A 13,427-nucleotide genomic window follows, 5' to 3' on the forward strand; every position below is an offset into this window, starting at 1 on the left:
ATGAAAAACGTAAAAGAATACATTGAAGCGAATAAAGAACGCTTTTTAAATGAATTAATCGATTTATTAAAAATTCCATCTATAAGTGCAGACACGGCTTTCTCTCAAGATGTAATAGACGCAGCTAGAGCCGTAGAAAAGGCATTAAAAGAAGCTGGTTGCGACACCACGGAGATTTGTGAAACGGATGGTTACCCCGTTGTTTTTGGCGAAAAAATTGTTGACCCAAAACTACCAACGGTCCTTGTATACGGGCATTACGATGTACAACCCCCGGATCCAATGAATCTATGGGATTCTCCACCATTTGAACCCGTAGTCAAAAAAACAGATTTGCACCCAGACGGGGCCATCTTTGCCCGTGGGGCCTGTGATGATAAAGGCCAGTTTTACATGCACGTAAAAGCAGTAGAATACATGATAAAAGAAAATGTATTGCCGTGTAATGTAAAATTCATGATAGAAGGCGAAGAAGAAGTTGGAAGCGATAGTTTAGAGGCCTTTTTAGATAAAAACCGTGACAAGTTAAAGAACGATGTGATCCTTATTTCCGATACGGGTATGATTGCAAACGATGTTCCTTCTATTACCACGGGATTAAGAGGATTAAGTTATGTAGAAGTGGAGGTAACCGGACCCAATAGAGATTTACATTCTGGAATATATGGTGGTGCCGTACCTAACCCCATTAACATACTATCTAAAATGATAGCCTCTTTACATGATGAGAATAATCGCATTACCATCCCCGGTTTTTATGATAAAGTAGAAGAACTTTCTGCAGAAGACAGGGCTTTAATGGCAGAGGCTCCTTTTAACGTAGAGGATTATAAAAAAGCGTTGGACATTGGTGATGTTTATGGCGAAAAAGGATACACTACACCAGAACGATATTCCATAAGGCCAACTTTAGATGTTAATGGTATATGGGGCGGTTACACGGGCGAAGGTGCCAAGACCGTAATTGCCAGTAAGGCCTTTGCTAAAATATCCATGCGTTTGGTTCCAGACCAAGATCCAGATGAAATCACCCAATTGTTCATGGATCATTTTACGGCCATTGCCCCAAAAGGAGTAAAAGTTAAGGTAAAACCCCATCATGGCGGATTACCTTATGTTACTCCAATTGACAATATTGGTTACCAAGCAGCCGCAAAAGCTTATGAGACTACATTTGGTAAAACAGCAATACCCGAACGTGGTGGGGGAAGTATACCAATAGTGGCATTGTTTGAGCAAATTTTAGATAGTAAGATAATTTTAATGGGCTTTGGATTGGATAGTGACGCCATACACTCACCCAATGAGCATTTTGGCATTTGGAACTATTTAAAAGGTATTGAGACCATACCTTATTTTTTTAAGTATTATACAGAATTTGCTACACAGCAATAAAATGTAAGAGGCCATTGGTAATGGCAGGATGTTGTTCAATCATCCGGTTCTAGATAACACTACACCAAAACATCTAGAACTTGCTTTACCTAATGGCCTCTTTCTGTTAATGGTACTTTAAAAACTTGGGGGATTAGACTTGGGGGAAAATAGTACCATTAAATAATATTTCGTTTAACAAGCAATTGGCTTGTACACCGCAATTACCAATTCGGTATCTGTAAGTTCTACATCGCAAATGCTAAATTCTTTTTGGGCATTGTTAAAGATGACCATGCCACTATACATCTTGTTGTTGCTTAAATTTTTCATGGAGCTAAATTTTATAGTTTGTTGTACTTGTTTTTATTATTTGATTCAAAAGTACCACGGCAAACCCGTTAAAAATTAGCAGTACTCCTTAGCCGTAGTAAAGTGTAGACGAATGGTATTTTAGGTAAGACCAGCTAATTACATTGTATTATAGCTTTGGTTCTTATGCTTGTAGTTAGTCGGCAATAAATGCCGTTGAACTAGCAATTTGGCTCTATTTTAGCAGAATTACTGTAACAAAGTGGTAGGGTTTGCGTTCTAATACCATTAATCAAAGAACGAACACTATTATGTTAGGTAAATTTTTTATTCTCTGCTCTGGGGCAGATGCAGATGTTTTGGATACCTGTTCCAAAGCAGAACAGAACAAATATGCAGGTATAGGCGCTACCGTATTCTTTACCGCTTTAATGGCATTTATTGCCGCCTCTTATGCCCTTTATACAGTTTTTGACAATTATTATATCGCTATTGGATTTGGTTTGGTTTGGGGACTTTTGATTTTTAATCTAGACCGCTATATTGTTAGTACGCTCAAAAAGAAAGAACGGAAATATCAAGAAGTACTGCAAGCAATACCTAGACTTGTATTGGCCTTAATTATAGCCGTAGTGATTTCGAAGCCGCTGGAACTTAAAATTTTTCAGAAAGAAATTGACCAAGTTTTACTTACTGAAAAAAATAGAATGTCCTTGGAGAACCAAGAAGATATAGCGCTACAATATCAACCTAAAATTTTAAAACTTGAAGAAAATATAAAAAGGCTCCAAAATGAAATTAGCACAAAGGAAGCTAAGACCAATGCCTTATACGATATTTATATTAACGAAGCCGAAGGCACTGCTGGTACCGGACTTTTAGGTAAAGGTCCCGTATATAAAGAAAAGCGTGAAAAACACGATGCCGCTCTAGCAGAACTAAACGCTTTAAAACAAACCAATACGGAAAAAATAAATTTACTAGAAGATGAAATTAGCCAATTAAATACCGCTTATAAAGAACAAGTTATACAAGACCAACCGGTAATTAATAATTTTGATGGATTAATGGCTAGGATAGATGCCTTGGGTAAACTGCCTTGGTTACCCTCCTTTTTTATATTTCTACTATTTCTTGCAATTGAAACCGCCCCAATTATTACAAAACTTTTATCTAGTAAAGGTGAATACGATTTTAAAATTGAAGAAGCGGAAAGCGTGGTTGCGACATGGGTAAACCAAAAAGTTACACAGCGAAAATTGTTAATGGATACCGATGCCGAGTTAAACACGGAAATTTACCAAGATTTAAAAAGTGAAAAAGAGCTATATAATTATAAAAAGGAAAAAGCACAAGCCCTGTTAAAACTACAAGCAGATGCTTTTCATAAAGTACAGACAAAAGGGCTTTAAACGCTTTCCTTTTTTAAAGCACCTACCGCCTTTTTTAAGCTATCTCTCCAGTGTGGTATGGCAATATCAAAAGTGCCCTTAATCTTGGACTTGTCCAAAACACTATATTTTGGGCGCTTTGCTGGTGTAGGATATGCTGCGGATAATATTGGTTTTAATCTAACATTGGTAGAAGACACATCAAATATCTCCTTAGCAAAATCATACCAACTGGCAACACCTTCGTTACTGTAATGATATACGCCGTAGGCCGTACTACCCAGTTCAATTATATGCAACATTACCTCTACTAGGTCTTCTGTATATGTAGGGGTTCCTAACTGATCGTAAACAATACTTAGCTCTTCCTTTTCAGCTCCCAGCTTAACCATAGTTTTTAAAAAATTATGACCATATTCTGAATACAACCAAGATGTTCTAAAAATAAAATGTTCCGGTAAGGTTTCTGCAATGTAGCGTTCTCCTTTATATTTAGAATCGCCATAAAAACCAAGTGGCCTAGCTATATCTTTTTCACGATAGGGTTCGTTCAAAAATCCATCAAAAACAAAATCGGTAGAAATATGCAATAAAACTACATTATACAGCTTACATTGCGCCGCAAGGTTCTTAGGTCCAATACTATTTACCTTTCTGGCCAAATCTATTTCTTGTTCTGCCAAATCTACTTTAGTATATGCCGCACAATTTATACAGTAGTCATAGCTTTTAGACGCAAATAAAGCTTTAACCGCTTCGGCATTTGTAATGTCTAGTTCTGATGAAGATTTAAAATCGAAATCAAAACTAGGATAGTTATGGGCCAAACCTGCGATGGTTTGTCCTAATTGGCCCTTTGCGCCCGTTACCAATATTTTCATACGTTAAAGTAGTTTTATTTCAGAATGTAAGCTATTAAGTTAACGGTTTACTTTTAAAACTAGTATATAGATTTTAATTAAGATGTGGCAGAAACTGAAGTATTGTTTACAACAGTTTTTGGTGTGTTTACTGCTTTTGCATTACGGTCTTTTTTCTTTTTTAACCTGTAATGAAATGCAATTTGTGCTAATTGAAATACAATTTTAGCGGAGTCTTTAAAGGATAGTTTGGAACCATCTGCATGTATCCAACGTTTTAAAGGTTGTTCACAAATTATAGCGATAGCTTGTTGCCTACCATAAGTATTGCTAATTCTTTTAAAAATTTCAACATCAAACAACCATCTGGTTAAAAAAGGTTTACTAAATACCAAAGTAGCAATTTCCCTATCCATTATTTTTGCTCCACATTGGGTGTCATTAAATGGCATTCTTAAAATAGACCGTATTAAAAAATTTATGGTCTTGCTAATTATGGCCCTGGCAGATTCTTTATTTATATCTGCACCCATTCTGGCCATTCTAGAACCACTGACTATTTTATAGTCCGATTTTCTTATAGTCTGCACCAAATCGTCAAAATCCTTAAAATCCGTAGATAAATCGGCATCTAGATACCCAATATAATCTAACTGTGGATCTTGTGCCAAGTGTAACGTACCCAAACGCACCGCTTCTGCTTTACCCCCGTTTTGCGGACAATCATAAACACTAATGTGGTCTTCATGACCTTCTTTTAGTTTGTTTAGAACAGCCAAGGTGTTGTCTATACTACCATCATTTACAAAACAGAGGTGATATCCTAAGTTTTGCTTAACAAAGGCCTGAAATTCATCGCTTAACAAACGTTCTTCCTCATTATAACAAGGTATTACTACACCAACCACATATTCTTGTAACATCTGGTTCGTGTTTTGTTTTTGTGTATTATTGGATTGCTCTGGCACACCAATTAAATTTTTAACACGAGCGGCCACCTCATTAAGACTAACCGGTTTTTTCATGTAATCACTAATACCTAAGTCGTAGCCTTTTAGAATAGTTTCCTCGTCCGTGTTTCCAGACAATACCATAATAGGAACATGTGAATTCTTAGTATTTCTAAAATACTGCACCAATTCCAAACCACTAATTTGTGGCATATTAATATCCGCAATGACCAAATCTGGTTCAAATTCGTCAAAAACCGCTTTGGCACTAACACCGTTACTGGCAATTCTTACTTCATAACCAAGTTCTTGAAGTCTTTTCTGTAAAGACATTAAGATTAACTGCTGATCATCTATTGCTAAAATTTTCATTGTTGTAAGTTTTATGTTGAAATACTGGTGTTATGCCAATATTTTTTCTGTTTTATCCTCTAAGTTTTCTTTGCGTACCTTTCCTCTGCGTCTTGCTATCTCTTCAAATAAATCTAAGTACATAGCAGTAATTTTAGACATTGGCAACGAGGTAGCGGCCTGGTAATTGGTTTGTCCTAATTCTACCCTGTAGGCATCATTAACCAATATTTTTTCTATTGCATTAGCCAGTGAATCTGAACTATCTGCTTCAAAGAATTCACCCGTATAGCCTTCTTCTCTAACCAATATTCCTAAATCACCTAAATCTGGTAGCACCACTGCTTTACCATAGCTGCCTGCTTGGTGCAGTACCCCAGAACTACCCGTGGTAGAAGTATATGGAAAAACAGCTACTGCACTTTCCTGAAAAATACGTTGTACATCTTCTTCTGGAACATACCCCGTAAATCTTAATTGGGGTACGTGTTCGTATTTTTTTGCAACAGCCGCCAAGTAACCAGGTGTATTAGGGCTATCTGTACCAGCAATTACAATTTCAATATCTTCTTGGGTTCTTTTTCTAATTTGTTCTACGGCTTCGATCATAACCTCTACCTTTTTATACGTGCCAAATTTTCCAAATGCCATTACTTGCTTTGGACCTTTTGGTAAGGTATAATCTGGTTGCGGCGGTAGTTCAAAGGTGCCGTGTGGTATTAACTTTATATTGTCTTTTTTATACTTCGCCTTAAGCGTTTTAACATATTTGCTAATGGTTACGGCTACTTCATCTGACGCCAATACGAAACGGGTTAATGTAGTACCAATGAAATTATAAATAGCTGCCAAAACTTTATTATTGGTAAAGCCGGCATCTTTTAAATCTACGGTCTCCATTATATTATGTAAGAGAGACACCGTGGGCACACCGCTAACCTTAGTAATAAAAGGTAAAAGTAACCCCAAGGCAGCAGGTACTTTTTTGTCCCCAAACTTCATAAACTGCAGATTATACAATACTGCATCTGGTTTTGTTTTTCTTATGGCTTTGCTAATATTAAATACATTGCTATAGCTGTTAAATTGCCAGCATTCTTTTACGGTAACCTTGCAACCATCTTCCTTAAAATTTAAATCTTTTTCACCCTCTGTCTTATCACACAACAAAATCAATTCTTCTACACGATTTTGCATTCTAAAATGCTTTACCAGATAATATGCATACTCCGTAAGAGTTACTTTACTGGGCGGATAAGCTGTTACTATTGCTAATTTCATAGGTTAAGGATTATCTATATTAGTTTGGGAATTAAATATTTCTTTATTTAAAAAATAGAGTAATTGCACAACCAATAAAATGGCCATTGCAATGATTTGCATAAGAATTACCGTATTTAGGCTATCATGAAAAAACAGTATCAACACTATTTGGGACATCCCCAAAATACCTGAAAGGATAACCGGAACATAATGATCTAGGGACAAAAAGTAATAGGCAAATATGTTACTTAAAGCAAATAATGAAGTTGATAGTGCATATTTCCACAACAAGTGTGATATCTCTAAATAGGCCTTGCCGAACATTAGGCTGACTACTGTTTCTGGTATTAAGAAACAAACACCAACAATGAGTAGGGCCAACCCACCAATGTAGGTTACGTATTTAATTAGTACCGGTGCTGTTGGCTTACCTTCTTTACGGTTATTTACAACCGTGGGCAATAAAAGCATTACAAACATCCAAGCCGCAAAATAAACTACCCTGCCAATTAGTGCCAAAGAGGCATACAAACCTGCTGGTTTAGCTTCAAAAAAGTGCTTAACCAATAGAATATCGCTATTGTTTATAATAATTTGTGTTAGTTCATAACTAGCCGTTAGCAACATAAACCGCATAACATGTTTACGGGCTTCTGGCTCTAAAACAAAAGTTTTATTGATTTTAAGACTTTTAATTTTAGATGGGTATAACCCAAAGAAGAATGAAATTAGAATTCCTATAGCAACCACGATTCCCGGTGGTAGCGGCAAGATAAATAGTAAGGCAACGGTTAAAAATAACCTACTCCACATTTCGGTTTGGTAGGTAGTAGATAAGCTTACAAATTCTTGCTTTCCTTGATAGATACCCCTATTTAAACTCATAAAGAAGTACACCGGAACACCAATGGCAAAAATGACAAACATCCATGCACTGTCTGTATGAAAAAGGCTTTTTAAACTAGAAGAAAATAGAATTAACAGTACCCCAACAACCGCTCCAAATACCAGTACCATGAATAAGGTTTTATTCTTAAAAGCCTTCCATGTAGCTCCGGCAAATTCAACTGCAAATTTTGCTGCGGTCAATTGAAAAGTCATCCCAACAAAAGACAATACCAATAAAAGGGTAATTAATAAAGCGGCCTCCGCAAAAGCTTCCGGACCCAATATTCTACCAAGCAGTAAATTGTATAAATAGTTACCACCGTTAACCACAATTACACTTACCATGAACAATTGCTCTGGCGATAAACGTTTATGTATCGTTTTTAAAGCTTGCATTTGGTTAGTTTTGTACTTGATATTTGTAAATGTCCTTATGGTTATTGGAGTAATAAGAAATACTTCCGTTAACCTCATGTGCTATCTTTTTAAGCGCATGCATCTCCTTTACAATTTCGTTGGTAATCTTAGTTACACCATCTACATTTACCAATAACTGTTTACCAGCCTCTAATTGTGGTACTAGGTAACTCCTTAAACACGTAAGATTAGTGGTATCTAAACACCCATCTATGTAAATTACATTATTGTATTCCTTAATATGTAATGCCATACAGCAAATTTGTAGGTTAATATTTTTGGGAGAGCAAATCGCTCATAATACATATAACGCTTATTCTTATATTTATTGTAGTCTTAATCCTACTTTTCTTTATATTATGTTAATTTTAGACCATTTTCCTATCCATAAAGAGATAAACCCACTCGTTGATTTAAGTTTTCGTTAACATAAATTGAAATACTATCCTGGCTGTAAATCTTTTTCTATACCTCAAAAGTCTTGGTTTTAAGTATTCATTTATAAGAAGATTAGCCCAAATACAAACAAGTGTAGACCAACGTTAAAATGCCTACTATTGAATGTGTATGGTCATCATTTAACTTTACATACTCCCTTTTCACCAATAAAATCCAAATTTCATCGTTACCTAATTGTAGTATTTAACCTACTTTTTATGAAGCTAAATAGTATATCTATCTTATTTCTCTGTTTTTGCTGGATGACCAATGCACAGATGGACATTACCAAAGGATTTGCATTGTTGGATTCTGGACAATTTAAAGAGGCAGCAACTTTTTTTGAAGCTTATCTCAAAGAAGACCCGCAAAATAAATCTGCAAGAATCTGTTATGGCAGAGCTTTTGGTTTAAGTGGTAAACCGGAAGAAGCCATAAGCTATTTTGATGCTATGAAAGCAGATTACCCAAATGACTATGAGATAGAATCTAATTGGTGCGAAGCTTTTCTATGGGCAAAACAGTTTAAAGAGGCCAAGCCAAATTATAGAAAACTCGTTAAAAACTATCCGGATAAATTTGGTGCCGTGTTAGGTTTGGCCAATACCCTTTCTAATTTACAAGAATATGATGATGCCCTAGTGTGGGTAAATAAGGCTATTGCTATGCAACCCGAAAATGAAGGCGCAAAAGTTTCTAGAAAGTATATTTATTTAGGCCATGCCTATCTGTTATCCAAGCAAGATCAGTACAAACAAGCAGAAACTTTGTTAAAAAAAGTTTTCATAGACTTTCCTGAAGACAAACAAGGTTTGCAAAATTTGGCTAACCTATACCTAATGTCAAAAGAATATGACAAACAAATTGCTACTTATAAAAGAATGGCAACTACACATACGGACAGCATTACTGCACTAAACGGTATTGCTCTTGCACATCATCTAAAAGAAGATGACAAAACAGCGCTTAACACGGTGTTGAAAGCAAAAAATAAGGTAGACCTGGTAGCCAATCATCCACAAACAGAAGATACTTATAATAGGTACATTCAAGCCCTTATCTGGAACCAAAAATATGTTGTGGCCAGAAAAAAAATAGATAGTTTAGAAAAACTATATCCCAAGAGTAATTGGCCTATTCTGCTACGCTCAACCTTAGGCATGTATACGGGAGATTTTAAAACAAGTATTACAAATTATGATGTTATTTTAGAAAGGGACAGTACCTCTTTTGACGGTAATATGGGAAAAGCCAACGCCATGTTTGCTAATGACAATTTGGTGCCGGCCTATGAAAATGCGTTTAACACGCTTAAGATTTATGAGAACCAAAAAGATGCTATTGGTTTTATAGAAAAACTAAATTTACAAAATACCCCAATTGCGGAAGAATGGCTCCAATACACTTTTGATAATGGCAACAATGTGGCCTACGCGGCTACTACCACGGTAGATGTACCCATAACCCCTAAGTTCAAAACCGGAGTTTTATACCAATATAGAAATAGTGAAAATGAGATTACCGTAAATAAAGCAAGCTCACACACTTTCACCGGTACGGCCAGCTACAAATTGGCACCAAGGATTAATTTAATTGCCAGCGGCGGTGTGTATGCGGCCCGTTTTTTAGATACTACCTACGTAACGCCATTATTGGATTTTAAACTACAAACCAAACCTTTAAAATTAAATAGCCTAGAGCTAAATTATAAAAGAGAAGTACAAGCTTTTAATGCGGAATTGATTAAAAGAGAAATTATCATGAACCATTACGGTCTTACCTATAATTTAGGCACTAATTTTAATTTGGGTTGGTACACCCAAGCCATATATACCACACAGACAGATGAAAATGTTAGGCAATTATTATTTACCTCTTTGTATTATAATCTATTTAAAAAACCAGCCTTTAAATTTGGGGTGAATTTTCAATATCTATCTTTTAAGAACCAAGTACCCACCATATACTTTAGTCCTTCTATTTATAAAAACATGGAGTTGTTTTTTGATTTAAGAGGTGATTTTTCAAAGAAAACAAAAGGGTATGTAAGTGCTGCTGGTGGTTTGCAGCAAGTAGAACAGGATGACATGACGGTGATTTACCGTGCAGAAGGTGGGCTTACACATGCTTTTACAAAACGTTTAAGCCTTACTGCTTATGGAAAGTACAGTAATATTGCATCTGCTATTGGGGCCGGATTTCAATTTACGGAAATGGGGCTAAGACTTAAATGGAACATAACAGAAAAGCCCTTATTCTTTAATCAGCTTTTTGGTAAGGATATGGCCCTACTAGAAAAATAAAAAAACTAATTCATGCATAAAAAAAGGGTGCCAATGGCACCCTTTTTTTATGTAAATAGACCCACCTAATTTATTCTAGTGTGGTTATAAATTCTTTTGCTTTATCTAAAACCGGCAAAAATGTACTATGCAAAGCCGCCGACCCTTCCTTTAACTCTTCTTCATAGGTTACGGCCAGCTTGTAACCTTCTTGTAAGCCAACAATATTAAGTTTATGCTTTAATTTGTGCACAATACTTGCGGTTTCCTTTAAGTTACCCTCGTTATACATTTGTAAATAGTATTGGTATTCTTCTGGAAATTCCATTTTTACTATGTTAATAAAACTTGCTCTAAAATCTGCATCAGAGCCAGCTACATCGTCTATGTAAGTTGTGCTAGGTTGTTCTGTTACCATAAAATCAAGATTTAGATTCTGATAGGATATAAGCGGTTTTGGTAAACCTCAAGGTTTCCATTACACAGGCATTATCCTTTCCATAAAATTGAGTTCTTTTTACTGTAAGATTAGAAGCCTTATATAACTCTTCTAACAATAAGGCAGCTTTTATATCTAATTGCTGTACTTTACTTAAGTCTACTTTTAAGTTTTGTTCTGCCAATAACCGTTCTTGTAGAAATATTAAAATGGCACCAATGTTATGGGCATTAACCATACCCTTTAACACCACAACACCATCTTTCTCTTCAATTTCTAAAGCCATATCGTTATACTAAACGCAACAAAACTGTTTATATATAACGTATTTTCTTACTTTTATTGCGCTAAAAATAGCTGTTATTGTAGCAAATTTAATCGCTGCATTAGGTTTGGTCGCTGGGACCTGCTTATTGGAATTACACTTTTCTCTATGAGCACACTATTATCCTGTATATCAATAATTTTAGTGAAATTGATAACATAAGACCTGTGAATTTGCATGAACAAAGACTCTGGAAGTTTGTCCTTAATCTTTTTTAAAGTGCTATGTACCCTAAAGTCTTCTTTAATTGTTTTTACGTGAATATAGTCTCCCTTGGCCTCTATAAATAGGATATCCTTAAATTTTAGTTTAATGAGCCTTCTATCTATATTGATGAACAACTCATCTCCTGCACTACCGCTTTCTTCTTTATCTTGGTTGGCCGCTTTAGGTGCTTTCTGCTCTGAAAAGGCAGCCTCAATCCTAGAAACTGTTTTTTCAAAGCGATCAGATGTTATTGGTTTAACCAAATAATCTACTATGTTATCATATTCATAAGAAGCAGATGCAAATGATGGGTCAGATGTAGTTAAAACCACCTTTTGATCATTACTAATGGTTTTCAAAAAATCTACTCCAGAAAAATCTTTCATATGCAGATCAAGAAAAATTAAATCTACCTTGTGGTCCCCCAAATATTTTAATGCTGCTATACAACTAGGAAATTTCTCTGCTATTTCTAGCTTGGAATGTGCCGTTATAAGCTGCCCCATAATTTCTTGGGACAACATTTCATCATCTATGACAATACAGTTCACGTGTTTTTAAATTTTCTGAATATAATTGCTAACTACAGCTAATACGGTTTCAAAGTTAGTTTTGAGGGAATAATCTTCTACTTTTAGGCCTTCTTCGTAGTTTACCGCAATTTGGTATCCATTATTTAAACCTAAAATACCAAATTTATTTTTTATTTTATGAACTAACTCTGCAGCTTCTTTGTTTTTCTTCGTTTTAATTAAATCAAAATACGCTTCTCTTTCTTGTGGAAACTCTACTTTTACTACCTGTAAAAATTTATTCCTTACCACATCATTTCCACCAGAAATATCGTTTAGATAAGCCAGGTCTACCACATGTTCCATTACACTTCCTTTAAATTCAATGTAAAGTAAAATATGGCCCCTAGACCTTTTTGGGAGTCTAACCAGATTTTACCGTTATAATAATTGATTATTTTTTTGACCAAGGCCAAACCAATACCAGTAGCTGTAGCATCGTTTTCTAGTTTTTTAAACATATCAAAAATACCATCTTGCAAATGCCTAGGTATACCTTTACCGTTATCTTTTACCGTAAAAAACCAGTTATCGCCATCTTTTTCTGCCGATAGAACAATTTTACCTTCCGGCTTTTCCGAAACTGCACTTACTGCATTGGTCAACAAGTTTTTAAACAGTTGTTCCAGCCTATATTTACCTGCCATTAATACGGGTAGCTCCCCGTTGATACTTATTTCTACGTGTTCTGGTATAAAGATGGTACGCTGTATTTCTGCAACTAATGCATTTAAATCTACCGGTATGGTATCTTCTTCCAGTGCATCTATGGTAGCATGCTTTAAAATTCCCTTAATTAGGCTGTCCATTTTGGTTAAATTTTGAAAAATTAAATCAAAATTTTCCTTGTAGGTAGCCTTAAAATCTTCTGAGCCATCTTCGTAGGTCCAGCCAACCAATGAATGTATATTCCTTATGGGCGATTTTAGGTCATGAGAAACCATATGGGCATAATTGTTTAAAGCTTCATTTTTTCGCTCTAAGTTGGTAAGTAACTCGTCTTTTTCTTGGTTTATAGAAATAATACGTTGCGTTTGCTTTTCAATATTCTCTACCAATTCAGACGTCTTTATTTTAATCTCATTACTATCAGATACCGTTTTGTTTTCCATTGCCGCTATTGCAGTACTTAACGCATCCAGAATTTTTTGTTGGCTATCGGTTTCTTTGTTCAATCGTTGGTTGGCCTCATACAATTCTTCTGAACTTAATGCCGTGGCACGTTGTATCATATCTAATTTATCATCGTAATCCACATAAGACCTATTAACAGCTTCTAGAAACGTTTCTAAATCCTTGTTGTCTTTACAACTGTCTGGTAAAAATTTACGTATTTGTCTTCTAAGTAATGAATGCAT

The 13,427-nt window shown here is 35.5% G+C and carries 14 protein-coding genes; 3 read left to right on the top strand and 11 right to left on the bottom strand.

The window, feature by feature from the left end:
- Positions 1-1,395 (top strand): dipeptidase, encoded by a 1,395-nt coding sequence (locus ACXAGS_RS09735; protein ID WP_474906362.1) that lies wholly within the window; start codon positions 1-3, stop codon positions 1,393-1,395.
- Between the two features lie 174 nt (positions 1,396-1,569).
- Here ACXAGS_RS09735 and ACXAGS_RS09740 read toward each other — a convergent pair whose 3' ends face one another.
- A complete protein-coding gene (locus tag ACXAGS_RS09740; protein WP_474906363.1) occupies positions 1,570-1,707 on the bottom strand; it encodes a hypothetical protein in 138 nt (45 codons plus the stop codon).
- A 290-nt stretch (positions 1,708-1,997) separates the two neighbouring features.
- Here ACXAGS_RS09740 and ACXAGS_RS09745 point away from each other — a divergent pair, with 290 nt between their 5' ends.
- Positions 1,998-3,098: a DUF4407 domain-containing protein gene (locus ACXAGS_RS09745; RefSeq protein WP_474906364.1), complete on the top strand. Its 1,101-nt coding sequence runs from the start codon at positions 1,998-2,000 to the stop codon at positions 3,096-3,098.
- On the opposite strand, the gene rfbD is transcribed toward ACXAGS_RS09745, so the two are convergent.
- From rfbD to ACXAGS_RS09770, 5 genes are all read right to left on the bottom strand, one after another.
- Positions 3,095-3,958 carry a dTDP-4-dehydrorhamnose reductase gene (gene rfbD / locus ACXAGS_RS09750; RefSeq protein ID WP_474906365.1) on the bottom strand — a complete coding sequence of 288 codons (864 nt, stop codon included), beginning with the start codon at positions 3,956-3,958 and terminating at the stop codon, positions 3,095-3,097. The genes ACXAGS_RS09745 and rfbD overlap by 4 nt on opposite strands.
- A 77-nt stretch (positions 3,959-4,035) precedes the next feature.
- Positions 4,036-5,259, bottom strand: a complete 1,224-nt coding sequence (locus ACXAGS_RS09755; protein WP_474906366.1) for a response regulator — start codon at positions 5,257-5,259, stop codon at positions 4,036-4,038.
- Between the two features lie 30 nt (positions 5,260-5,289).
- On the bottom strand, positions 5,290-6,519 hold the full coding sequence (locus ACXAGS_RS09760) for a glycosyltransferase (protein ID WP_474906367.1): 1,230 nt from the start codon (positions 6,517-6,519) through the stop codon (positions 5,290-5,292).
- Positions 6,520-6,522: 3 nt separating this feature from the next.
- A complete protein-coding gene (locus tag ACXAGS_RS09765) occupies positions 6,523-7,785 on the bottom strand; it encodes an MATE family efflux transporter (RefSeq protein ID WP_474906368.1) in 1,263 nt (420 codons plus the stop codon).
- Positions 7,786-7,789: 4 nt separating this feature from the next.
- The gene (locus ACXAGS_RS09770; RefSeq protein WP_474906369.1) at positions 7,790-8,059 is read right to left on the bottom strand and encodes a hypothetical protein; all 270 of its coding nucleotides are present in this window, start codon (positions 8,057-8,059) and stop codon (positions 7,790-7,792) included.
- A gap of 403 nt (positions 8,060-8,462) precedes the next feature.
- Between ACXAGS_RS09770 and ACXAGS_RS09775 the strand changes: the two genes are divergently transcribed.
- Positions 8,463-10,547 carry a tetratricopeptide repeat protein gene (locus ACXAGS_RS09775; RefSeq protein WP_474906370.1) on the top strand — a complete coding sequence of 695 codons (2,085 nt, stop codon included), beginning with the start codon at positions 8,463-8,465 and terminating at the stop codon, positions 10,545-10,547.
- A 70-nt stretch (positions 10,548-10,617) separates the two neighbouring features.
- Here ACXAGS_RS09775 and ACXAGS_RS09780 read toward each other — a convergent pair whose 3' ends face one another.
- The 5 genes from ACXAGS_RS09780 to ACXAGS_RS09800 form a co-directional block, all read right to left on the bottom strand.
- Positions 10,618-10,944 (bottom strand): Hpt domain-containing protein, encoded by a 327-nt coding sequence (locus ACXAGS_RS09780; protein WP_474906372.1) that lies wholly within the window; start codon positions 10,942-10,944, stop codon positions 10,618-10,620.
- Positions 10,945-10,948: 4 nt separating this feature from the next.
- Entirely contained in the window at positions 10,949-11,251 is a 303-nt protein-coding gene (locus ACXAGS_RS09785) for an STAS domain-containing protein (RefSeq protein ID WP_474906374.1), read from the bottom strand.
- A 74-nt stretch (positions 11,252-11,325) separates the two neighbouring features.
- Entirely contained in the window at positions 11,326-12,048 is a 723-nt protein-coding gene (locus tag ACXAGS_RS09790; RefSeq protein WP_474906376.1) for a LytR/AlgR family response regulator transcription factor, read from the bottom strand.
- 6 nt (positions 12,049-12,054) lie between these two features.
- A complete protein-coding gene (locus tag ACXAGS_RS09795; protein ID WP_474906378.1) occupies positions 12,055-12,375 on the bottom strand; it encodes an Hpt domain-containing protein in 321 nt (106 codons plus the stop codon).
- Positions 12,375-13,427 carry a sensor histidine kinase gene (locus ACXAGS_RS09800; RefSeq protein WP_474906380.1) on the bottom strand — a complete coding sequence of 351 codons (1,053 nt, stop codon included), beginning with the start codon at positions 13,425-13,427 and terminating at the stop codon, positions 12,375-12,377. Before ACXAGS_RS09800 ends, ACXAGS_RS09795 begins: the two co-directional genes overlap by 1 nt.

Source organism: Croceivirga sp. ABH4_376, assembly GCF_056160685.1.

What these genes read in the sequence shown, in the direction of transcription:
- ACXAGS_RS09775 (WP_474906370.1), top strand. Translation starts at nt 8,463, where the DNA reads ATGAAGCTAAATAGTATATCTATCTTATTTCTCTGTTTTTGCTGGATG.
- ACXAGS_RS09780 (WP_474906372.1), bottom strand. Translation starts at nt 10,944, where the DNA reads ATGGTAACAGAACAACCTAGCACAACTTACATAGACGATGTAGCTGGC.
- ACXAGS_RS09740 (WP_474906363.1), bottom strand. Translation starts at nt 1,707, where the DNA reads ATGAAAAATTTAAGCAACAACAAGATGTATAGTGGCATGGTCATCTTT.
- rfbD (WP_474906365.1), bottom strand. Translation starts at nt 3,958, where the DNA reads ATGAAAATATTGGTAACGGGCGCAAAGGGCCAATTAGGACAAACCATC.
- ACXAGS_RS09760 (WP_474906367.1), bottom strand. Translation starts at nt 6,519, where the DNA reads ATGAAATTAGCAATAGTAACAGCTTATCCGCCCAGTAAAGTAACTCTT.
- ACXAGS_RS09785 (WP_474906374.1), bottom strand. Translation starts at nt 11,251, where the DNA reads ATGGCTTTAGAAATTGAAGAGAAAGATGGTGTTGTGGTGTTAAAGGGT.
- ACXAGS_RS09755 (WP_474906366.1), bottom strand. Translation starts at nt 5,259, where the DNA reads ATGAAAATTTTAGCAATAGATGATCAGCAGTTAATCTTAATGTCTTTA.
- ACXAGS_RS09745 (WP_474906364.1), top strand. Translation starts at nt 1,998, where the DNA reads ATGTTAGGTAAATTTTTTATTCTCTGCTCTGGGGCAGATGCAGATGTT.
- ACXAGS_RS09735 (WP_474906362.1), top strand. Translation starts at nt 1, where the DNA reads ATGAAAAACGTAAAAGAATACATTGAAGCGAATAAAGAACGCTTTTTA.
- ACXAGS_RS09770 (WP_474906369.1), bottom strand. Translation starts at nt 8,059, where the DNA reads ATGGCATTACATATTAAGGAATACAATAATGTAATTTACATAGATGGG.
- ACXAGS_RS09795 (WP_474906378.1), bottom strand. Translation starts at nt 12,375, where the DNA reads ATGGAACATGTGGTAGACCTGGCTTATCTAAACGATATTTCTGGTGGA.
- ACXAGS_RS09765 (WP_474906368.1), bottom strand. Translation starts at nt 7,785, where the DNA reads ATGCAAGCTTTAAAAACGATACATAAACGTTTATCGCCAGAGCAATTG.
- ACXAGS_RS09800 (WP_474906380.1), bottom strand. Translation starts at nt 13,427, where the DNA reads ATGCATTCATTACTTAGAAGACAAATACGTAAATTTTTACCAGACAGT.